At 68.8% G+C, this 20240-nt stretch carries 20 protein-coding genes; 3 read left to right on the top strand and 17 right to left on the bottom strand.

Annotation, left to right across the window (positions count from 1 at the left end):
• Window positions 1–3: 3 nt before the first annotated feature.
• The 16 genes from ACPXCB_RS19815 to ACPXCB_RS19740 all read right to left on the bottom strand — a co-directional run bounded on the left by ACPXCB_RS19815 (window position 4) and on the right by ACPXCB_RS19740 (window position 16217).
• Window positions 4–1038 carry a hypothetical protein gene (locus tag ACPXCB_RS19815; protein WP_425877113.1) on the bottom strand — a complete coding sequence of 345 codons (1035 nt, stop codon included), beginning with the start codon at window positions 1036–1038 and terminating at the stop codon, window positions 4–6.
• Window positions 1038–1976 carry a hypothetical protein gene (locus ACPXCB_RS19810; RefSeq protein WP_425877112.1) on the bottom strand — a complete coding sequence of 313 codons (939 nt, stop codon included), beginning with the start codon at window positions 1974–1976 and terminating at the stop codon, window positions 1038–1040. The genes ACPXCB_RS19815 and ACPXCB_RS19810 overlap by 1 nt, the downstream gene beginning before the upstream one ends.
• Window positions 1977–2056: 80 nt before the next feature.
• A complete protein-coding gene (locus ACPXCB_RS19805; RefSeq protein ID WP_425877111.1) occupies window positions 2057–2680 on the bottom strand; it encodes a hypothetical protein in 624 nt (207 codons plus the stop codon).
• Entirely contained in the window at window positions 2677–3333 is a 657-nt protein-coding gene (locus ACPXCB_RS19800) for a GNAT family N-acetyltransferase (RefSeq protein ID WP_425877110.1), read from the bottom strand. Before ACPXCB_RS19800 ends, ACPXCB_RS19805 begins: the two co-directional genes overlap by 4 nt.
• Before the next feature lie 12 nt (window positions 3334–3345).
• On the bottom strand, window positions 3346–4839 hold the full coding sequence (locus ACPXCB_RS19795; RefSeq protein WP_425877109.1) for an APC family permease: 1494 nt from the start codon (window positions 4837–4839) through the stop codon (window positions 3346–3348).
• Window positions 4840–4878: 39 nt separating this feature from the next.
• Window positions 4879–5613 carry a GOLPH3/VPS74 family protein gene (locus ACPXCB_RS19790; RefSeq protein ID WP_425877108.1) on the bottom strand — a complete coding sequence of 245 codons (735 nt, stop codon included), beginning with the start codon at window positions 5611–5613 and terminating at the stop codon, window positions 4879–4881.
• A 1231-nt stretch (window positions 5614–6844) separates the two neighbouring features.
• Entirely contained in the window at window positions 6845–7510 is a 666-nt protein-coding gene (locus ACPXCB_RS19785; RefSeq protein WP_425877107.1) for a 2'-5' RNA ligase family protein, read from the bottom strand.
• A complete protein-coding gene (locus tag ACPXCB_RS19780) occupies window positions 7507–8850 on the bottom strand; it encodes a helix-turn-helix domain-containing protein (protein WP_425877106.1) in 1344 nt (447 codons plus the stop codon). The genes ACPXCB_RS19785 and ACPXCB_RS19780 overlap by 4 nt, the downstream gene beginning before the upstream one ends.
• A 428-nt stretch (window positions 8851–9278) precedes the next feature.
• On the bottom strand, window positions 9279–10574 hold the full coding sequence (locus tag ACPXCB_RS19775) for a hypothetical protein (RefSeq protein ID WP_425877105.1): 1296 nt from the start codon (window positions 10572–10574) through the stop codon (window positions 9279–9281).
• On the bottom strand, window positions 10571–11266 hold the full coding sequence (locus tag ACPXCB_RS19770) for a GGDEF domain-containing protein (RefSeq protein WP_425877104.1): 696 nt from the start codon (window positions 11264–11266) through the stop codon (window positions 10571–10573). Before ACPXCB_RS19770 ends, ACPXCB_RS19775 begins: the two co-directional genes overlap by 4 nt.
• Window positions 11267–11480: 214 nt before the next feature.
• Entirely contained in the window at window positions 11481–11933 is a 453-nt protein-coding gene (locus ACPXCB_RS19765; protein ID WP_425877103.1) for a hypothetical protein, read from the bottom strand.
• Between the two features lie 30 nt (window positions 11934–11963).
• The gene (locus ACPXCB_RS19760) at window positions 11964–12974 is read right to left on the bottom strand and encodes a DUF4192 domain-containing protein (RefSeq protein ID WP_425877102.1); all 1011 of its coding nucleotides are present in this window, start codon (window positions 12972–12974) and stop codon (window positions 11964–11966) included.
• Window positions 12975–13017: 43 nt separating this feature from the next.
• Window positions 13018–14202: a hypothetical protein gene (locus tag ACPXCB_RS19755; protein WP_425877101.1), complete on the bottom strand. Its 1185-nt coding sequence runs from the start codon at window positions 14200–14202 to the stop codon at window positions 13018–13020.
• Window positions 14199–14396 carry a hypothetical protein gene (locus tag ACPXCB_RS19750; protein WP_425877100.1) on the bottom strand — a complete coding sequence of 66 codons (198 nt, stop codon included), beginning with the start codon at window positions 14394–14396 and terminating at the stop codon, window positions 14199–14201. Before ACPXCB_RS19750 ends, ACPXCB_RS19755 begins: the two co-directional genes overlap by 4 nt.
• Before the next feature lie 410 nt (window positions 14397–14806).
• Complete coding sequence (locus ACPXCB_RS19745; protein ID WP_425877099.1) at window positions 14807–15649, bottom strand: TRM11 family SAM-dependent methyltransferase; 843 nt, start codon at window positions 15647–15649, stop codon at window positions 14807–14809.
• Window positions 15642–16217: a hypothetical protein gene (locus ACPXCB_RS19740; protein ID WP_425877098.1), complete on the bottom strand. Its 576-nt coding sequence runs from the start codon at window positions 16215–16217 to the stop codon at window positions 15642–15644. The genes ACPXCB_RS19745 and ACPXCB_RS19740 overlap by 8 nt, the downstream gene beginning before the upstream one ends.
• Window positions 16218–16499: 282 nt before the next feature.
• Here ACPXCB_RS19740 and ACPXCB_RS19735 point away from each other — a divergent pair, with 282 nt between their 5' ends.
• The 3 genes from ACPXCB_RS19735 (at window position 16500) to ACPXCB_RS19725 (ending at window position 18861) form a co-directional block, all read left to right on the top strand.
• Complete coding sequence (locus ACPXCB_RS19735; protein WP_425877097.1) at window positions 16500–17276, top strand: hypothetical protein; 777 nt, start codon at window positions 16500–16502, stop codon at window positions 17274–17276.
• 360 nt (window positions 17277–17636) lie between these two features.
• On the top strand, window positions 17637–17936 hold the full coding sequence (locus tag ACPXCB_RS19730) for a pilin (RefSeq protein WP_425877096.1): 300 nt from the start codon (window positions 17637–17639) through the stop codon (window positions 17934–17936).
• Window positions 17937–17946: 10 nt separating this feature from the next.
• Entirely contained in the window at window positions 17947–18861 is a 915-nt protein-coding gene (locus tag ACPXCB_RS19725; RefSeq protein WP_425877095.1) for a conjugal transfer protein TrbL family protein, read from the top strand.
• A 114-nt stretch (window positions 18862–18975) separates the two neighbouring features.
• On the opposite strand, the gene ACPXCB_RS19720 is transcribed toward ACPXCB_RS19725, so the two are convergent.
• The gene (locus ACPXCB_RS19720; protein WP_425877094.1) at window positions 18976–20127 is read right to left on the bottom strand and encodes a hypothetical protein; all 1152 of its coding nucleotides are present in this window, start codon (window positions 20125–20127) and stop codon (window positions 18976–18978) included.
• Window positions 20128–20240: the final 113 nt, after the last annotated feature.

Below are 20240 nucleotides of genomic sequence, written 5' to 3'. Positions count from 1 at the left end.
CCCCTACTTGGCGGTGAGGTCGGACATGACCTCTTGGAGTACGGCTGCCTGGCGGGACAGCCGCATCGGTTGGAGGTACTGCAGAGCGCGCCACAGCTGACCGGCGTGCTCCAACGTGCCGGCAATGCGCTGCAGGTGCTCGACGCGCTTCACGACGTCGTGGCTGTCGGCGACGATGAGTTCGCGGGGCACGAAGTTCTCGCCGTCGACGACGTCGGCGGGCATCAGCGGCAGGCACCCCGCCAGAAGAGCCTCGAACAGGCGTTGCGTTACGTGCCCGACTCGGGCGTACCGCTGCGGCAGCAGCATGACCGTGGCGAGGGCCCGACGGTGAATGGCGTCGACCTCGCTGAAGGCGCACCGGCCGGTGAAGTTGACGTGTGGCCATGCGTCGACGCGGGTCCACTTTCCCGCGACCTGGTGCCTGAGGTGTGTGGCGGCCTTGGCGAAGTAGCGGTCGAACGCGTCGTCGCGGGCGTACTGGTTGCCGATGTAGACCAGTGACAGCGGACGGTGGATTCTGGCCAGTTCGAATGCGTCGGCCTTGTCGAGTAGCTGGTCGGGTACCGGGCACAGCATGGTGGTGCCGCCGGGTGTGGGCCGGACAGCGAACTCGCACACGCGAACGTTCGGTAGTCTGCGCAGTGGGTCATCCGCGCGGAGTTGCCGGTCCAGGTCCCAGATGACGGTTGGTACGCCGGCGAGTGTGTAGCGCTCAATCAGCTCGGTCTGCCGGTGCAGATCGCAGGTGTGCCCAGGCGACTCGCACGCCGTGGTGTTGCGCCCGGGCAGGGGCCACCGCCATTCGAACATCACCACGTCGAGGTCGGGCGCCGCGTCGCTGAAATCGTAGTAGTTACGAAGGTCCAGGCCAGCCTCGGTGAGGTCGCGGTTGGCCTGCAGCAAGGTGACCCGGTGGCCGGCGGCTTGCAGCTCGTCGAGCAGCGGCCGGCGATATGACCGCGAGCCGTCGGGCGTATCCACCACGCCGTCGCCCAGAAAGCCCCAGCAGCTGTAGCCGATACGTAGCCGCTTCATCAGACCAGCCCTGCGGTCCTGGCAGCGTTCTGGGCAGTGCTTCGGAGGACGTCGCCCACGTGGTTTCCGGGCAAGTCAGCGTCGGTGGTGGTGTGGCCGCGTTCGAGGATGAGCACGTACGAGAACAGGCCCGGTCGTTTGCCGGTCACACGTTCGTGGGCGGCCAGGAGTTCGCCTGTGCGACCGTCGAAGATCAGCTGCCAGGTTGACTCGTCGGCCGTCACTGCGAAGCCCAGGCCTGTGCGGCCGGCGATGTCGGTGGTCTTGCCCTGGTAGGTGATGGTGGGGATGCCGGCCAGGAGTCGCAGGGTCGCCGTCCGTTGTTCCTGGTTGAGGTATTGGCTGGTGGCGAGGCCGACGATGCCGGAGGCGAGCAGGAGGGGGTACGCGGGTTCCTTCGCCAGTATCGGTGGCGCGAGTGCGTGGGCCAGTGCGGTGGGGTCGGTGGGCGGCGGCTCGGGCAGGTAGTGGCGCAGCGTGCCCCGCCCGTACTGGGTGGTCTTCTGTGGGGCGTGTGCGAACAGTTCTCGCTCGTCGGGGTCGGGGTGGTGGTCGACGCCGAGCAGGTCCGGTAGGCGGCGGGTGGTCTCGCGTCCGGAGTTGTCCGCGCCGCGTCGCCAGCGTCGCAGGTCGGTGCGGGTGATCGCGTTGGTGGCGCGGTTCCACGTCTGCAGGTGTAGGTAGGTGTAGGGCCGGTCGGTGGTGTCGTCGGCGGGGGTGGCGGCGATGCTGGCGGCCAAGGCGGTCAGGCGTTGCTGCGCGGTGAGATTCGGTCCGGTGTCGACCGAGGGCGGCAAGAGGGTGGGCGGTTGCGGTTGCGTTGCTGGTGTTGACGTTGACCGGCCGGTTGGCGGGCCTGACTGGCAGGCGGTGAGCAGGACGCTGCCGAGAAGACCCGCCACAAGGCGGGTGGGAGCGTTTTGTCGGGGCATGAGCATGCTGTGGTTCCTCCCTGGGTGGTGGCGATACGGCGCCGGAGAATGGCGGCGGCCTGGCGCCGATCGGCGGGACGCATTGATCAGCAGTGGCGGCAAGCGGCTGTCGGGCGGACCGGGCAGGCCCTTCTGCTCAGGGGCCAGAGCTTCGGTCCGCTGGGCAGGTTCAGCGGCATGGCGACGTGGTATCCCTGCTGGCTGAGCATGTCCCGAGCCGCTTCGGTAGTTACCACGGTGTAGACCGGCCATCCGGTGCCGTCTACGACGGGGTGGTGTCGGCGCAGCAGTTCGCCGGCGAGGCTCTGTCGCTGGTAGGCGGGGTGCACGGCGAGCCACGACAGCCAGTGGTGCGGCGCCCATGATCGGTAACTGTCGATGGCGGAGTTGAGCTCCGCCAGGCGGTGGGCTGCGGTGCCGGCGAAGGTTTTCAAATGGTGGTCCCCGAGCGGCCAGCGCGGGGCTTCTGGGTTGTGTCTGCGCCATACCGCGACCGCCGAGAGGTTCAGTGTCACGTCGACGGTCCCGGTTTCGATCGCGTGGTCGACGTCGACGGCGAGCAGGCGGTGCAGGACGGTGACGCGCTCTATGGGGTCGGGCAGTAGCCACTGGACGACGGGGTCGCCGTCGAGTGCGCCGGCCAGCAGCACCGTGATCGCGGCGACGTCCTGGGGTGTCGCCCGGCGGATGCCCGAAGCGGACCCGCTCACAGTGGCCGCCTACGCGGTAGGAGGTCCGTCGGGAACGGCGCGGGGGTACCGTCGGTCGGTTGGCCGCGCCACATTCGCCAGATCAGCGGTCCTTGGGTTGGCAGATGGATCGGGGCGCCTTGGCGGTAGCCGAGGCGCAGGTACAGATCCCGGTTGCGGGCGTTGCTGGCCTCCAAATACGCCGCCCGGTTAACCCCGTCCAGCGTTTGGTGCGCGGTGGCGAGCAGCGCAGAGCCGACGCCTCGGCCCTGGTGCCGCGGGTCAACAGCCACATAGGCGAGGTAGTCGTGCGGGGCCAGTGGGTGGTGCGTTTCGAAGATGGCGTCGAGCAGCAAGAACTTCGGTGCGTACTTGCCGGTGGCCTTCTCCACCTCGTAGTAGTGGTCGGGCGCCCCTGCCAGGGGGGCCTCGTCACGGGAGTACCAGATCGCGATGGCCGACAGGTCGGAGGTCGTGTCCACTCGCCCGTGCCGGAGCCCGTGCTTGAAGATCAGCTCGAAGTACCGGGAGTAGACCGCGCGGCGGTCGTTGCGGTCGGGCACGAGCCAGTCCGCGACGGGTCCGTCGAGGAACGCCTCCACGAGTACGGTGATGAGGGCGCCGGCATCGTCGGGTGTGGCTTGGCGGACGGTGATGGTGCTGTTCGTCTGCATGGACTCTCCTGCTCAGACCGGCTGGCGGGTGGCGTCGGGGGTGCGAACCGGTGCGGTGGCGCTATCTGCACCGAGGCCGATCGCGGTGAACACGTCCGGGCGGGTGGCGCGCAGGGTGACTGCCCATACGGTGCCGACGACGGCGGCGATGCCGTAGGCGGCGGGGAACCACCAGCGCAGCGGCGACGTCGCGGCGACTCCGAGCAGAACGTCGAATTCCTGGATGGTGACGACGAGAATGGCGGCCAGCGCGCCGGCTGCGGCCAGCGGCGCGATCGCGGTGCGCCATAGGCCTTCGTGGTGCGGGGTGCGGGCGAAGAAGGCGACCACCGCGGCGGAGGTGACGGTCATCAGGATCAGGACACCGAGGCCGCCGGTGACTGTGATCCAGAAGAACAGGTGCACGATCGGGTCGGCGCCCGCCGCCGCGTAGCCTGCGAGGACGGCTACCGCGATGACGCTCTGGGTGATCGAGCCGGCCTTCGGTGCGCCGGTGCGGCGGCTCGTACGCCCCAGCCACGCGGGTAGGGCCCGCTCGCGGCCGAGGGCGAAAAGGTACCGGGCGACGGTGTGGTGGAACGCGAGCAGGGCGGCGAACAGGCTGGTGATGAACAGGACCCGGCCGAGGGTGACGATGCTGGTGCTGAGGTGCGGCGACACCAGGTTGAACATGAGGTCAGTACCGTCGGCGCGGGCGGCGTCGACGATCTTGCCGGGGCTGGTGGCGACGGACATCGCCCATGCGGACAGCGCGTAGAGCAGGCCGATGACCGCCACCGCGATGTATGTGGCTCGCGGTATGGTGCGTTGCGGGTCCTTCGTCTCCTCGCTGAACACGACGGTGCCTTCGAAGCCCACGAAACCGGTGATCGCGGTGACCAGCGCCGCGCCGATGCCGGCGGCGAAGATGTGCGACGGGGCGAGGGTGTCGAAGCTGACACCGCCGGCGGCCGGGTTGCTGACCATGACGACGTCGAAGACGACCGCGACGGCGCACTCGGCGACGAGCACGACGGCCAGCACCTTGCCGTTGAGGTCGATACGCAACAGCCCGAGAACGGTCACGGCAGCCCAGGCGGCCAGCGCGCACAGCCACCAGGTGATGTTCCAGCCGTAGCGGTCCTGCAGGAATTGCGCCAGTACCGCGCCGAACCCGCCGTAGAGGCCGATCTGCATCGCGTTGTACGCCAGGAGCGCGACGAAGGCGGTGGCGACGCCGGCCGGCTTGCCGAGGCCGTGCGTCACGTAGGTGTAGAACGCGCCGGCGTTGACGATGCGTCGGGACATGGCCACGTAGCCCACGGCGAATAGAGCAAGGATCGCGGCGACGACAAGGTAGGACACGGGGATGCCGACGACGCCGGTGACGGCGTACCCGGTGGTCGCGCCACCAGCGACAACGGTCAGCGGCGCCGCCGCGGCGATGACGAAGAACACCACGGACGGGATCCCGAGACGGCCGCGTGCCAGCACAGCCGAGACGGTGTCGGGTTTCGATGTACGCATGAAGCCTCTTTCGAGAGGGATGGTGGGATCGACCGCACGTCAGGTGCGGTGACTCAGGACGCTTCCGCCGACCGCGCTGCCGAGGTCGGCAAGCAGGTCGCGCACCGGTTGCGGGGCCTGCGCGACCACCTGACGCAAGTGGGTACGGACGGCCAGCGACGCACCGTCGAGCAGGGCCCTGTCCAGTTGGGTGTGCAAGGCCAGGCCCGCGAGCACCACGTCGAAGGAGTTGAGGCGGCGGGTGAAGCGCAGGTCGACCGACAGCCGCGCCCACGACGAAGCAGCGACGTTCATGTCGGTCGGCACGTGGATGGTGCGTTGACGCCACAGCCGGCCGACCTGCTGCTGACGCAGCAGCCCGACCTGCCACATGCGGTCGGTGACCTGCTCGCTGGCAGTGGTGGCCAGGAACGCCAACCACGTCCGGGTGTCGTTGTGCTGCCGCTGTGCGATCAGCCGGTCGAGGACGACGTGTTGCAGCCAGTCCCTCGGCGGCCAGGGCTGGAGCACTTCGATTCGCCCCTGCTTGAAGGTGATCCGGCCTTCGCCGTACAGCTCGGCGAGCAACGCGGCGGCCAGGCCGTGGTTCAGCGCGGACTCAAACAGGCGTGGCCGGCCATTCTGGTCGTCGTGGGCCATGAACCAGAACTCGTCGGCGAGCAGCGTCGGCCCAGCAGGCGCGTTGCCTACAGCTCGGACGTGACGCTGCGGCGCGGCGGGCTGACCGCCCAAATGCCGAGGGGCCTCGTCGGCTACGCCGGGATGTGTGTACACGGGGCTGACCTTTCTGGGGCACTCGTCGAGGGGCCTTCAGCGGCCGCAGTCTCTGGACGGCGGACGGGATGGCGGGCGAGTTCCTGGTGTGCCCAGGCGTTCTGTTCACAGCTGCCGTCGGGCTTGCAGTGGAAGCAGGTACGACCATCGGCGTGCTGCTTTTCAGTCATGCGCGCGGATGCATACCTGTCGGCTGGGCCGCAGGGCTCGTCGCACCGACTCATGCCGCGCCCGCATACTGACGTAGCGCGGCAACGCAAACCCTGAGGTGCGCCAGGTCGGTGCGGAACTGCGAGAGGGTGACTGCGACGACCTGAAAGACCGCGACTGCCCGGTTCACGTCGACCGTCCCTCATGAAGACGCGGCATCGGCCGCCCGCGCGGCGGCGGGACGGTCTGCATCTGGTCGAGGACCACTCGGTAGTTAGAGCTGGGTTCTACGAGTGCGGGGCTCGTTTGCTCGTCGGGTCCGGTCGTTTGTGTGAGGGCCCGGCCGCTGCGGCGCCCGGACGGTGCGGCGGCGCCTTCGCAATCGATGCCGAAGGGACTGTAGGTTTGGCCGTCGCTGGCGGGGGCGAACCACTTGTGCCGCATCGGCGCTACCTCCTTCAATGGGACGCACTGGACGCACTGTCGGCCCTCCCCGGCACCGACCGCGCCCCGCCCGGTCAGGCGCAGGGGCCACCCTGCGGGCAAGTCGACGAATTGGCGAGCGACGAACAAGTTCATCGCCCATAACTTCTACTGCAAATAACTAAAGATCGAACCCATTGATGTCGTCCACCCCTGCCGCCGCGTTCCGACATCTTGCCGACATCGCCTGACGCTTCCGCAGCTCCTGAGGCTCGGGATCAGACGATTGCCTCCGGCCACCCCTGCCGCATTATGTTGAGAGAGGACAGCCGTCGGTTGTCGTCGGAGAAGTCTCGACGATTCGATGACGCTGGAGGGAGCTTGTTACTGGCGTTGGAGAATCAGTGCAGCATGCCTGCCGGCAACGACGGTTGCGCTGCGGGATTTGGCGCGAGCCGGCTAAAGACGATCACCATTAGCTTCGCCTACCGGCCCGTCGAGGGTAGACCCTCGACATGATCCGAGCCGTTTCCGTCACGATTGGCGAAAAACCGACGCCCGACGCAGCGATCGAATCTCGGGTGGTTCTTGGAAAGAAGCTGACGCAATGCGGAACGATGATGGGCCGACGCGGAGCGATCCAGGGACGGCGCCTGGATCATCCGGCCAGAGGCACTGTTGCCGCAGTCGCCCAGCTGTAGGCGCGGTCGTCTCGACGTAACGCGATCAGCCGAACCTCGCTGATCGTTACTCGGGCCGGAGGCCTGTCACGAAGGTCAGCCAGCCGAGCGCGTATCGGATCCGTGGGCGCTGCTGAGCCGCTGTAGACGATGGTGACATGCGGTCGGAAGCCGTCCGCCGGCTCGGGAACGGTTGGCCACACCGCAGCGACAGCGTCCCGGATGGTGGCGCGAAGATGCTCGACGCGGTCCCAGGGTTGGACCAGCATGCCGATTCCTTCGGCGTCGGGGTCGACGGGGCCGAGAGACAGTTCCAGCGGTGGCAGGACGGCGCATCGTTGCCGAACTTCGGCGACGATTGCGTTGAGGTCCGAGCCGTCGACCTCGTCGGTGAAGCCGAGGCCCTGCATCGTCAGGTGCAGGCCATCGAGCGGCACCAGGTCCAGCCCCGGCATCATCAGGTGCCGCTGCAGGTCGGTGACGAGGTGATGGAGTTCGGGCTGGTGCTCGAACGTGAGATGCCAGGTGTAGAACTGGCGATCGGCTCGCCAGCCCGGGCGCCAGTACCAGTGGCCGGTGAGCTCGGGTAGTTCCCGGTAGGCGGCCCAGCGCTGGTTCAGGCTGGCCAGTTCCCGACTGGTCATGATGGCGATGGTAGAGCCGGAGGAGTCGCGATGCTGACCTGAGTGCGCTCCGCGAGGAGATCCGCAACCTGTCGCAGCTGCGGTTGACGGGCGAACGGCCGGGCGACGGCAAGGAACTGGCGAGCACGTTGGTGAACCGATTCGAGGCGCTGATCGGCAGTGAGGGTGAGCGCCTGCATCGCCAGCGTAGCTGCCTGTTCGGGTTCGGGGTCATCAGTGTGCAGGTGCACGGTGGCCAGGTCGAGGCGGCTCAGTGCCTGCGGACCGCGTAGCCCGGCCGTGTCGAACGCGGCGATGGCGACGGTGAGGTGATCGTCGACGTCTGCGGTGCGGCCGAGGGCCAGGTAGGCGGTTGCCGCATTGGCCGCTGTCCGGGCCTCGCAGTACGGCCCAAGAGCAAGGCTCGTGCTGACCTGGGTGACGGATGGATGGTCGGACAGCATCGCGAATGCTCGGTCGACGGCGCTGTCGACGCCGTAGCGGTCGCCAAGCCGGGCGAGGGCCCGTGCCTGTCCATTGATCGTAAGGCGGATGCGCTGCGGACTCGTGCCGGCGCGGCGCAGCCCGTCTTGAGCGTAGGCCAGGGCGTCGTGGTACTCGCCGGTGTAGAAGGCGATCAAGCTCTGGGTCGCCCGCGCCCACGCTTGCGTCTCGGGCTCGCTGGCGGCGTCGGCGAGGTCGAAGGCTTCAGCGGCGTAGGCGTGCGCGACACGGAAAGCGCCGAGGTCCAAGGCGAGGGCGGCGAGAAGCCCGGACAGGTGGGCGGCGGCGGTGTAGAGCCGAGCTCGCTGTGGCGGGTGTTGCCGGCCTGCCATGAGTTGGTCGACGTAGGCGCGCAACGGTCGCATACGCGTCGTGAGGATGGCCGGCGCGAGGCGTTCGTTGTCATGAATCGCCTGGCGGATCTCCGTTTCGAGGTACGACAGGCGCGCGTCGTCGTCGACAGCGGCCTTCAGCGCCAGTCGACGGGCGTCGATGCTGTCCACGTGTTCCCAGAGACCAGCAGCGTCATCCGCGCGAGGTGCGTCGAAGCTGGTGGGAGAGAGCGCCATCGGCCTCGACGCGGGGCCCACCACCTGCAGGGCAGATCGGCGACGATGCTCGGCTATGCGGTCGTACTCGGCAACGAGCTTGCCCCCGGTCTGCAAAGTGCTGTCACAGCGAACCCAGAATTCCCGGTCGGGGTATTGGTGCCCCGTCTCGGTGCTAGCCACGGAGCTGCGGCCATACTGCACGAGCCGGGCGAGGCCGTGCTGGGTGTGTCCGGCGGCCTTTCGCAACTCGGCGAGTTGGCGGCCGAGCGCACAGCGGGCGGTCTTGGTCTCGTCGCTATTCGCCATTGTCGCTAACCTCCTCCTGCAGACGCTGCGGGACGACGCATCCAGACCGGAGCCGTCAGCCGATCCCGGTCCTACCAGCGCCGCGTGCCGCTGCCGAACGCAGCCAGGGCCAGGGTCACGCGCCCTGCCAGCGCGTCCGGCGGTCGGTCCATTGTGCGATGGCAGCACCCTACGGGACAGCTCACGGGCGTCCAGGTTTGTCGGATTTGGTGTCGGCAGATGCCGACAATGTCGTAACCCGGCCCCCGTCCACCGTCAAGGGCGTCACCCCCTCGAAGGAACTGGCCATCGACGGCATCCAAACAACCAAATGTTGGCGGTGCCGCAGGAGGTCCTGCCGTTACTGGAGCGGATGCGGGCGAAGCCCCGGTCCAGGAAGCGCAGGTGGGGCAGGGACCTCTGCCCCTGCCCCACCTCGTCAGCAGCTTCTACTCACGATCTTTTCGCTCCGGTTTGCGACTGCTCAGCATGCGCACGGTGGTGCTGAGCTTGATCGGTGCCTTCTCGGGGCCCCTGAGGAAGGGGTTGATGTAGACGGGGCGTCGGAGCGCCCTGCCTGGCCCGTGGGGCTGGTTGCGCCAGTGGCCGGACACCCAGAACCGGTTGGTTTGGGAGCGCCCCGAATCCCCTGGCGCCACTCGGCTGCTGGTCGGTCTGGTGCTGCTGTTGGCGCGGATGTGCACGGTCTGCACCTCGGGCGTAGGCCGGTTGCTCCGGGCGTACATCTTGCGGACGGCCTTGTCGATTTCTGCCGCCCGGAATTCAGCGGCCCGCTGCGCGATCAGCAGCCACGTCGCGAGCAGTGCTGCCGTTGGGTGGTCGCCAGGCAGCACGCGCCGCTCGTGAACCTGGTCGGTACTCACCGGGGCGAGCCAGCCCACGTGTTCGCGGAGTCGCTGGAGCGGCTTCCCGTCCAGTCCCCCGCCGACTGTTCGGTAGTTGACCAGTTGCCAGCCGTCGCCGTCGGCGGTCCAGGAGACGGCGGTGATCTGTCGCGTTGTCACCGGTCGTGACCACACGAGCAGTCCGTCCGTCGAGGGCATGAGGTCGCGGCTGACGGTGACCGCGGGAAGTAGCTCTGCGGCGTGTTCGGCCAGGTCGGTGAAGTCGCTGTCGATCCAGAACAGGCGTGACCGGTCCAGGCCGGCGGCGATCTGCTGACGTGAGTCGGTGCTGGTGAGCGTGCCGGGGAGGCCGTCGTCGCCCCGGTAGAAGCGGGCGAGCCGGTCGCGCACCTTGGGCAACTCTCTGGCGGTCATCAGGGTGGCGGGCCACACGGTCGTCGTGATGAGCGTTCGTCCCGGGACCCGAGCGTTCAGGAAGGCCAGGTGCAGCTGCTCGATACGTTCTCGGGCCTGCATGTGGTTGCCGAGCCCGAGTGCCCGTACGGCCCGGTCGACGACCTTGTCGTTTCTGCCTTCGTCGATGTAGGTCTGGCAGGTTGCGCACGCCGCCCATGCGTCACCGAAGTTCTGCACCAGTCCCCCGGCTTCGCCGACGAGGACAGCGGCGACCTCGCCGCCGAGGAGCGTCCACGTCGGGTGGGGGTCCCCGCAGAAGTCGCAGGTGCGGCGCACCGCGTCGAGCTGGTTGACGGGAATGGGTACTGGCTGGTGTCCGTCGGTGGCGACCTGGGCCGGATGCGCGTACGTGGGCGGCATACCGGTGGTGTTCAGCGGGGAGAGGCAAGTCCCGCAGGCCATGTCCTCGTGGGCGGACGTCATGCTGTCGCCTCCCCATTCGGTTGCCCTCGGTCGCGCAGGCGAGGCCCTCGACGGACGTCGGGGGCAGGCATCGCCATGCCGGGCTCGTAGATCGCGTGGCGGTTTCGACCGTGGTGTTTGGCGTGGTACATGGCGATGTCGGCCCGGCGTAGGGCCGCCTCTTCGAACGGGTCGGTGGCCTCAGCAAGCGCCAGGCCGACGCTGGCGGTGACGGTGACCGCGAGGGGTTCGCCGTCCGCGGTGAGTTCGACGGGCTTGGAGCACAGCTTCACGATGGTGTCGGCGATGCGAGCCAGGCCGTCGGTGCGGACGGGCAGCAGTGCTGCGTACTCGTCACCGGCAAGCCGCGCGGCTGTGCCGCCGAGAAGTGTGACGAGGGCGCGGATGCGCCCGCCGATCTCGACCAGGACGTCGTCTCCTCGGCCGTGGCCGTGGGTGTCGTTGACCGACTTGAAGTCGTCGAGGTCGATCAGGACGACGATGATGGGCCCGGCGCTGTGGGCCTCGGCGAGGGAGGCGTGAGCGGCGCGCAGTCCGGCGCGATTGAGCAAGCCGGTGGCCGGGTCGTGTTCCAGCTGCCAGAGAGCGTCGGTGAGTCGGTCGCCGAGTCGGCAGATGAGTGGCCACATGGTGAGGCTGCCGAGGATGAACGCCACCAAGGCGGTGGCGATCATGATCAGTGGTAGGGACACTGGTGTCCTCCAGTTCAGGGAGAACCCGGGACGCACACGTTGTCGAGGCGGGGCGTCCCGGGTCCTGATACGACGACGGCCCGCCTTGAGGGCGGGCCGTTCTTTCTGTATGTGCCGGCCGGGTCGCGGCCGTGGTTCTCACATGAGAGGCGCCGTCAGCAGAGCGACAGCAGGCGGCTGACGAAGGCCGGTCTGCCAGCCGATCGACCGGGCCTCACGATCCGGGCTGGCTTGCGCGCTCCTCGGCCAGCTCAATGATCTTGTCGCGGCGCGGGGTGGAGAGGCCGGCGAGCAGCTCAACGAACTGCTGTTCCTGTGCGGTGACGGGTTCGGCGAACGCCGCCTTGTACGCGAGGCGTGCTGCCTCGTGTGCGGCCTCGATCGGGCCGCTGTGGTCGTAGGCGGTGGCGCCCTGACGCAGTTGCTCAGCCGCAGCGAGGGGGTCACGGGAGAGCGTCACGTCGTGGAGGCGGAAGTTCGCGGGAAGGTCCGCTGCGCTGATCGCCGTGGTCAGGCAGAGGTTGGCCTGGACGTGGTAGGCGTAGGCCTCAGCGCGGGCCGGCGTCTCGCCGCGAGCCCGCACGGCGGCGCGATCGGCGTGCCAGCGCAGCCGAGCTTCTTCGGCCTGTCTCGCGAGGGCGAGCAGGATGCGGCGCGTGGGATCCATCGTGTTCCTCCTGGTGTCGAAGGGCTTCGGCTATTTGGTTCCGGGGTCGGTCGCGTCGGTGGCGATTGCCTGCTCGAACACCGATGGCGGGAGCCCGGCGTGCAGCGCCTGCTGCAACAGTTCGGCGAGTTGGTATGTGGGGTCGACCTGCAGGGCCCGCTCGGTTGCCATGGCAGCCAGGGCGCCGTCACCGCAGCGCCATGCGGTGACGGCAAGCAGGGTGGCCGGTGCAGGAACGAGCGCTTCCTCGGCACGGCGGGTGACGTCGGCCCAGAACGTGACGTGCCCGTCGTGCGGCAGGGTGAGGTCCACGGCAAGGTCGCGCACCGAAGGCCGCTTGAGGAGCACCGTGAGCCAGGCCACCTCCTCGTCGGTGAGACGCTCCCCGCCGTCGTGCTGTCGTAACGCGTCGCGGACCGCTTGTGCGCCGGCCTCGTCCCCGCCTCTACTCCCGGCGGCGCTCAGCGCCTTCAAGCGGGTGGCTGCCGCCCTGGTGGCCCGGCGGATGCCGTCGCGGCCGGCCCCGGCGACGGGCGCGAAGCGGGCTGCCACGGCTGCCCTGTCCGGTAGCGCGACCAGTCCCGCAGCGGTTGCCTGCACCGCGACGAGGGAGGTGGTGGGGTCGAACGGGGTGCCATGTGGTGGGCAGCAGGCTGGGTTGTCGCAGGTGAGGTTGAAGATCTGGGTGCCGGTGACCCGCAGCAGCTCCCGGACGGTCATTCCGCCGGTGGTGAACGTCTCGGCGATGGTTGTCAGCGCCGGGTCGAGACGGTCGGCGCTCCCGTATCCGACGATCATGAGCTCGGTGATCGGCTGCTGTTGCGACACGACCGAGACCAGGTAGGTGGCGAGGTCGAGAAGATGGCTTGCGGGGGCGTCGACGGCGGGCGAATCGCCGCGGGCGGCAAAGATGATCCGACGCTCCCTGCAGGCGATCACGGCGATGCTGCCGTCGCTGGGTCGAAAGCCGAGCAGGTACGGCACCGCGGTCACCAGGTCGCCTGGGGATCGTACGGTCAGCTTGTTGTTTATGAACGACATGAGAATCTCCAGTGCGGATCTCGGGGGCGGCAGAGGACAGGTTTCAGTCGAGGTCGGGGTTGAGGTAGAGGTCGACACCGACGCTCTCGACGCTGGCGGTCACCGTGATCAGGTGGTGGTCGAAGTCCGGCAGCGCACGGGCCATGGCGGCGCGGACGAGAGCTTCAGCCGTCGCGGTCGCCTCGTCGGCGGTGGCGTGGCCGCGGAGCCGCATCTCGTACTCGTACCGGCATGGCATCCGCCAGCCGTCCTGGTCGACGGTGGCGTACTCGGGGAGGGCCCAGCCGTACGCGGTCCACGGCCGTGTCTCGTCCGGACTGCCGCTGGTGGCCGCCCGAATCACGTCTCGTGCGGCGTCGCAGGCGTCCTGGACCGTGCCGGGGCCGGCTGGCAACGTCAGGTCGGCGGTCACCGTGACCTGGTGCGCCCGAGGCAGCCGGTCGAGCCCGAGGTCGACCAAGAACCCCTCGACCCGCTCAGCCATGTGTTGGTAGATGCCACCGAACTCATCGTCGATCAGGGCACGAATCGCTCGGGTGCGGATGCTGCGCCTCAGGTCGGCGAGTGCCTGCACCGCCGCGTCGCGCGTCGCTGTCGCCGTGTGGAGGTCGTCGGCGAGTCCGGTCCACTCCGCTGGGCCGTCTGCGGGGCGTGCGTCGACGTCGCCCCGTGGGACGTCGTCAAGTCCCCCGGGGGCCTGCCACGTCAGGCCGGTCACCGTGATGTCAGCGTCAGCCAACGCAGGTAGGCGGCTCTCGACGATCGCGCGTGCGGTTTCGTGCGCGTCGGTCTCCCGGGTCGCCGTGGCCCAGGTCTGGAGCCTGACCTGCACGGTGATGCGGTACTGCTGCGGCCCGGGTTGATCGCTTTCGCTGGGCACGGGTGTCACGTCGATGACGTGTTCCGGATAGACCGCGACTGCCGGCTGCAGGTGGCGCAATTCGTCCGGCACTCCGAAGCGGGCCTGCTCGCGGGCCTCGTGAAGGTCGGTGTGCGACCGCGTGTGCGACAGCTGCGCTTCGGCGGATACGGTCCACCGCTCCGGCAGAGGTTCCAACCCCCAGGTGGCTAGGGCGTCTTCGCAGCCGGGCCGGCAGATCAGCCCGCTCTGCAGCGCGTCGATGAGCGCGGAGCGGGCTTCGTCGGCCAGGGACTGCCGCTGCTCAACGGCGGCGGCCGCTTCGGCGTGCAGCGTACGGATCTGGATCGCCATGCTCTCGTCGGTCATCGCCGCACCGCCCGGTCGACGACGGTCGAGGGCCGGGCGTCAGTGACCAACTCGTCGTGTGCGGCCGTCGTCTTGAGGTGGGCCAGGCGGGTTCCGCTGTTCGGGCCGACGAAGGGGCCGACACCACTGAGGATGCCGGGTGGGGTGACGCTGTGCTGGTCGGCACGAATGCCGCGGTGTTTCGGGTAGAGCATCTGTCCTCCTCGGGGACATGCAGAACGCGGCCGTCCCGAAGGACGACCGCGTGAAGGGATGGGGGTGCCGCGCCCCGAGCGCATTGGCGAAGGGCGTGCTTGTCGTGCCAGATCCGAGGCTGGCGGCGGCGGCCGACCGGGAAGGTGGGCGCGATGCCGTCGCGGGAGGCGTCAGATCGGAGGCACGTGGAGAAAGGGAGTGAGCGTTCAGGCTAGCCGTGCTGGCAGCCCCGGCGGCTGGGCTGTCAGGTTCGGTCTCCGGACGGAAACTGACAACCCGGCAGTGCCCGCCCTCCTGTCAGGTCTGCCCGTCGCAGCGCTCACAGCAGAACTGCGGTACGCCCATGGCGGTTCGCTTCTGGGACCCGTCCGCGACGTTCAGGGTCCCTGAACGTCGCGGACGGTGTTGGTCAGCAGCGACGCAGGACCAGCACGTCCTCGTGTGCCACCAGATGCACGGGGATGCCCTCGTCGCGGGCACGGCGGACAGCCAGGAGCCCGAACATGTTGGCCCGGTGCACGATCTGCCCGTCACGAACGGCGGCGAGCATCGCCGCGCACCGCTGCACCGGGGTCAGCCCGACCGACTGCGCGACGGCCAGCAGCTCGCCGGGCAGGTCGATCAGGTCGTCCCGCTGGCGACGTACCGGCCGGCAGGTGATCACCACGGTTCCGCCAGGGCGCAGCAGTTGGTAGCTGGCGGCCAGGATCACGGCGAATCCGTCGAGCAGGCGCGACCAACCCGTGTAGGCCAGGTTGCCTCGTTCCCGGTCCCCATAGTGGTGGTCCCGCTTGCGTACCCCGGTACTTGTCGTGCGCACGAGGCCGTGGGTCCCGCGCCCGTAAGGCGGTGAGGTGAGCACAAGGCTCACCCGACTGACCACGGACGCGGGCACCAGATCGAGCAGGCCCCTGGCGTCGCCGGTGAACACCTGTGCCGTGCCCGAGGCGCCCTGCGAGGCCGCGAAGGCGACGTTGGCCTGGGCCAACGCGGTGAACCGGGGCTCGATGTCGATACCAATCCCCTGTCGGCCGAGATGCACGGCCTCGACCAGCGTGGTGCCGGACCCGCACATCGGGTCGAACACCAGGTCGCCGGGCGCGGTGTACGAGCTGATCGCGTGCGCCGCCAGGTGGGGCAGCATCTTTCCGGGATGGCTGGAGGTTTCCGGGACGTAGCGGCCTCGCCGCTGGTCCCGGGCTGGTTGTTGGCAGGTCAGCCATACCGAGGTGACCGGCAGGGGCTCAGTCATCGGTGTCCCCGATCTCCGTCGCGCTCCGGGTCAGAATCAGCACGTCGGTGTGGATGTCCAGCTGCGCCCGCTGGCCACGCCGAGGCGGCCGGTCGGCCGCCACGACGTGTTGCAGGTACGCCAGCCTGGCCCGCTTGGCGGCGACGACGACATCGGCTGGTGCGACGACGTCGCCGTGCGGCAGCAGCACCGCCACGCAGCCGCCCGCCATGAGGCTTGCGCGGCAACGGACGAAGAACTCGACCGGTGAAGCAGCGTCGTCGACCGGCCAGCCGGTGACGATCAGTGCCGCCGCCTCCCGGCCCCAGCCGAGAGGCCGGGAGGGGTGCAGGTGGCTGCGGCGGTGCGCGGCGATGACCGCGCGGGCCAGCTGCGGCCCCACGGCCAGGTCGATGACCAGATCAGACGGGTGGGTGAGGTTGTGGACCAGCCGCACGCCCATCGCGTTGGACATGGTCTCGCCTCCCTGCGGGGCGGGGACCGGCCAGACGGTGATCGGCACGGGCGGGTCGCCGGGCACCACGTCCCCCACGGGGACCGGCGCGCGGCGCAGGTTTCTATCGGTCATGGGCACGGTGGCCCCCGGACCGGCAGGGCGTACTGACGATCCCTAGTGCGCTGCTGACAGGCCGATCGAACCCGCCCCCGGTCTGACAGGACCCGTAGCCCCTGACCGTCTGACAGTTGAGGCCGGCGGGCGCGGGGCCGTCCTGACGGCGGCGAACCTGACAGAACCGGACACGGCCTGCCTCAGTCTGGCAACGGCCTCTGGTGTCAGATCGGGCTGCCCCAATCGAGATCACGGGCCTCCACACACCGGCGGAGTGCTCTTTTCGAAGGGGACATCACCATGGCAACGACCACCCGCACGAGGACGGCCGGCACGGCGCTGACCACCGCCGAGAAGGCATTCGAGTTACTGACCTGCGAACCCGCACCGCTGGTGTTCGACGCACGCCCGGTGCCGGGACTGCCGGCCACGACGATGCCGCTGGACGAGCTGCGCCAACTGCTGATCTTCGAGCGCTACGACAGCGACACCACCGACGAGCTGTGGCGGCAACTCGCCCACCACGCCCGCGAATGGGGACCGGCCTGGGTTGTCGGTGCGATCGGCGTGGCGCTGCCCGCGCTGACGCGCCTTGCGGCGAAGATCAGTCGCGGCCACGTCCGGCACGCCGACGACGTGGACTCCGAAGTCCTGGCCGGATTCCTTCAGGCACTGCGTACGGCGGACCTCGCCCCGCCCCGGCTATGGCTACGGCTGTGCTGGGCGGCCTGGCGCGCTGGCGCCACAGTCGTCCAGGCCGACGACGGCGAGGAACTTCCGACCGATCTGTCGACCGGCTCGCGTTCGCCGAGGATGCCGTACGGGCACCCGGACCTGTTGCTCGGTCGGGCAGTCACCGCCGGTCTGATCTCGGCCGAGGCCGCCGAACTGATCAGTGCGACCCGCTTCGGCGACGCGCTGATCGAGCACCTGGCCGCTGAGCGGGGCGTGACCGCCTCGGTCCTGCGGATGCGCCGCCGTCGTGCCGAGCGCATCGTGGCTGCCGCTGTCTCGCGAGGCGACCTGTCCAGCCCGATCCGCTCGTTCAGCCGCCGCGAAACCGCCATGGCGGCCTGACAACACCCCTGAAGATCTCGACACGAGGCCGTCCCGAGGCTCGCCCGGGGCGGCCTCTTCGCGTTTGCGGCGCCCCGGCATCACCACCTGCATCGCGACCGGTCTTGTCAGGGCGTGACAGGCAGGCAGCGGGTTCGATCGACCTGACAGCCGAGATCTGAGCAGTGCATGTCATCCACGGCATGCCCGCCCGGTGGGGACCACTCTTTCCGGCGAGGCCACTGGTCCGGCATGGCTGGCGCGGCGTACTGACACCGCACCCCCCTTCGTATGAGGCAAGGGAGGAGCGCCCCCACCGGACCACACGGACCCTCGCCCGGTCCCCACCGCGGCGGCCCGCAGATCTCCATGGAGTGCTCGATGCACCTGGCTCTGTCAGTCCTGTCTGATCTCGCCGCCGCCACCCCCACGCCCATGCCCAAGCCGCCCAACAGCATCAACGATGTCATCTCCGGCATCACTGGCTGGATCATGGGCATCATCGCGCTGGTCGCGACGATGTTCCTGGTCATCGGCGGCCTTCGGTACATGGCCGCCGGAGGAGACCCCGCCCAGGTCGAACAAGCGAAGGGCAACTTCAAGTCCGCGCTGATCGGCTACGCCCTCGCTGTGCTGGCCCCGGTCATCCTTCAGGTGCTGCAGGGCATCCTCGGCGGCTGAGGCATCCGTCATGACCAACCACGTGATGAACGGTCTGGTCAGATGGCTCGCCGAGAAGGTCGTCGACCTTCTCGGCGGCCTGCTCGCCTTTCTGGCCTCCTCCATCTTCGTCTCGCCGGACGTCACCGTCCTGCCGCAGGTAACGTCGATCGCCGGCAGAAGCGCGCTGGTCGTCAACGCCTGCTTCGTCATCGCGATCATCGCCGTGGGCGTCGCCACGATGGCCGCCGACTCGGTCGAGATGCGCTACGGCGTCAAGGAGTTGGTCCCCCGGCTCGTCGTCGGATTCGTTCTCTCCGCATTCGCGGTTCCGCTGACCAGCGTGCTCATCGACATCGCCAACGCGCTGACGGTGGCGATGATCGGCACAGCCGCGCCGACCACCGAGGCCGTCAACTTCGTCGAGGTCCGCATCACCTCGGCGATGACCGACGAGAGCGCCACCCTCCTGATGGCCATCGTCGGGCTGCTCATCGTCGTACTGATGTTCATGCTCGTCGGCAGCTGGCTCGCTCGGATCGGAGTACTGATCATCCTGGCCGGGATCGCGCCGGTGGCGCTCGCCTGCTACGCCACACCTTGGACGCAGGGCGCCGCGCAACTCTGGTGGCGCACCTTGCTCGGTTGCCTGGCCACCCCCACGCTGCAGGCGGTCGCGTTCTCGGCAGGCATCAACCTGCTGACCGACCCCGGCTCGAACCTGCCGGTCCTACTCGGCCTGCCCGGCTCGGACGCGCTGAACCTCATGCTCGTCATCGTCGTGCTCTGGGTCACCATCAAGATCCCCGGAATGATGGGCCGCTACGTGCCCCGGGCCGGGCCACCGAGCGCCGGCGGGATGCTGCTACGAGCGGTGTTCATCCAGGGGGCAAGCCGGCGCCTGCCACTCGGCCGGCTCACTGCTGCCGTGCGAGGCGGACGATGACCGACGACGACACCACTGCGCGGGCCGCCCGTCCAGACGGACGCCGCGTACTACCCTCTCTGCGGTCGTTGGTGGGATTGGGCTGGACTTGGTTCGAAGCCGGGGCGTATCGGCCTACTCGGTGTTGCTGAGAGCGCGTAGTGCTCCTTCGGCGAGGACGTGTCCCGCCTTGACGGAGACGGCCAGATCGGGTGCGTTCAGCCAGTCGGGGTCGTGGCTGTCTTCCCACGCGACGATGTCCGTCGCGGCGACGAGTGCCTGGCCGTCGCGGGTTTGCACGAGTGCTTCGGCCAGCTGCAGGTATGCGCCGGGTTGGGTGCCGTCGAGCTCTTGCGCCATGCTGGTGATCTGATCGCCGATCTGACGCCCGTGGTGGGGAAACAGGGCAGCCAGGCAGGCCAGCACGAATCTCACCGCGGGTGGCTCGGTCTCCCAGCGTGTGAGCAACGTCGGCACCTGCTCGTCAACGCTGAAGTGGACGTCCAGGCTCCAGGCTGCTGGTTGGGGCGGACGGCCCTCGGCTGCGGCGCGGTCTGCGTCGGCGAGCAGTTCGTCAGCCCATCGGTCAGCGGCGACCAGCAGCCATGCGTAGAGATCGAGCCGTTGTTTGGCGGGCAGCGCCCGGGACGTGATCATGCGCGTGAGAAACGGCAGCGCGGGCGGGGTAGCCGAGTAGCAGGTTCCCTGGTGCAGCAGGTTGTCCCCGAACAACTCGTCCAGGGTCTGGTCCCATTCGCCGAAAGGGTCTGCCAGTGCCCGCAGCAGGTCGGGGATGTCCTCCGCGCTGCCGTGGGCATGGCTGAGCTCTGTCCATGGGATCTCGTCCAGGTCAGACAAGTCGATGGGCGTGTCCTCAGCGTGGTCGGGAGTCAAGGCCAGCGGTGCGGCCGGTGGTGGGTTGACGACCACGATGCTGGGCGTCGGGGGCCGTGCGCCGGGGTTGGTGCACACGATCGGCGCATCGGGACCGCGGAGGATCTGCACCATGCTCACGTCGCAGCGACTTCCGCCCTCCGGGTAGCCGCCGTGCTGACGGGCGATGACGGCAGCGGCGCGCCCGACCGCGTCGATCGTCCGATGTCCGGTCACGGAGACCGGATACGGCCCTTCATCCACGGCGCTCACCATCCATCCGCCGCGAGGCGACGGCCGGGCCGTGACATAGGCGAAACCGTGCGACGCCAAGGCTTGAGCCAGCTCGTGAGCGTGTGTGTCGTCAGGCACGACGAACTGGTGGGTGCCCGCCATCGCCGACCAGCCGGTCATATCGTCGCCTCCGATTGTCGGGACCGCCTCGGTAAGACTGCCATGATCACGGAGATCCCGGCTGGTGCATCCTCGCGGCCCATCTCGTGCTCACCCGACTGTTCCGGGCGGTG

The sequence above is a fragment of the Micromonospora sp. DT62 genome (genome assembly GCF_049847285.1).
Lineage (GTDB): Bacteria > Actinomycetota > Actinomycetes > Mycobacteriales > Micromonosporaceae > Micromonospora > Micromonospora reichwaldensis.
The sequence above is the reverse complement of the archived record's forward strand: the minus strand, read 5'-3'. Positions and strand labels throughout refer to the sequence as shown.

Coding starts and splice junctions, on each gene's coding strand:
- ACPXCB_RS19815 (WP_425877113.1), bottom strand. CDS start 1,038: ATGAAGCGGCTACGTATCGGCTACAGCTGCTGGGGCTTTCTGGGCGAC.
- ACPXCB_RS19810 (WP_425877112.1), bottom strand. CDS start 1,976: ATGCTCATGCCCCGACAAAACGCTCCCACCCGCCTTGTGGCGGGTCTT.
- ACPXCB_RS19800 (WP_425877110.1), bottom strand. CDS start 3,333: ATGCAGACGAACAGCACCATCACCGTCCGCCAAGCCACACCCGACGAT.
- ACPXCB_RS19795 (WP_425877109.1), bottom strand. CDS start 4,839: ATGCGTACATCGAAACCCGACACCGTCTCGGCTGTGCTGGCACGCGGC.
- ACPXCB_RS19785 (WP_425877107.1), bottom strand. CDS start 7,510: ATGACCAGTCGGGAACTGGCCAGCCTGAACCAGCGCTGGGCCGCCTAC.
- ACPXCB_RS19780 (WP_425877106.1), bottom strand. CDS start 8,850: ATGGCGAATAGCGACGAGACCAAGACCGCCCGCTGTGCGCTCGGCCGC.
- ACPXCB_RS19775 (WP_425877105.1), bottom strand. CDS start 10,574: ATGACGTCCGCCCACGAGGACATGGCCTGCGGGACTTGCCTCTCCCCG.
- ACPXCB_RS19765 (WP_425877103.1), bottom strand. CDS start 11,933: ATGGATCCCACGCGCCGCATCCTGCTCGCCCTCGCGAGACAGGCCGAA.
- ACPXCB_RS19760 (WP_425877102.1), bottom strand. CDS start 12,974: ATGTCGTTCATAAACAACAAGCTGACCGTACGATCCCCAGGCGACCTG.
- ACPXCB_RS19755 (WP_425877101.1), bottom strand. CDS start 14,202: ATGACCGACGAGAGCATGGCGATCCAGATCCGTACGCTGCACGCCGAA.
- ACPXCB_RS19750 (WP_425877100.1), bottom strand. CDS start 14,396: ATGCTCTACCCGAAACACCGCGGCATTCGTGCCGACCAGCACAGCGTC.
- ACPXCB_RS19745 (WP_425877099.1), bottom strand. CDS start 15,649: ATGACTGAGCCCCTGCCGGTCACCTCGGTATGGCTGACCTGCCAACAA.
- ACPXCB_RS19740 (WP_425877098.1), bottom strand. CDS start 16,217: ATGACCGATAGAAACCTGCGCCGCGCGCCGGTCCCCGTGGGGGACGTG.
- ACPXCB_RS19735 (WP_425877097.1), top strand. CDS start 16,500: ATGGCAACGACCACCCGCACGAGGACGGCCGGCACGGCGCTGACCACC.
- ACPXCB_RS19730 (WP_425877096.1), top strand. CDS start 17,637: ATGCACCTGGCTCTGTCAGTCCTGTCTGATCTCGCCGCCGCCACCCCC.
- ACPXCB_RS19725 (WP_425877095.1), top strand. CDS start 17,947: ATGACCAACCACGTGATGAACGGTCTGGTCAGATGGCTCGCCGAGAAG.
- ACPXCB_RS19720 (WP_425877094.1), bottom strand. CDS start 20,127: ATGACCGGCTGGTCGGCGATGGCGGGCACCCACCAGTTCGTCGTGCCT.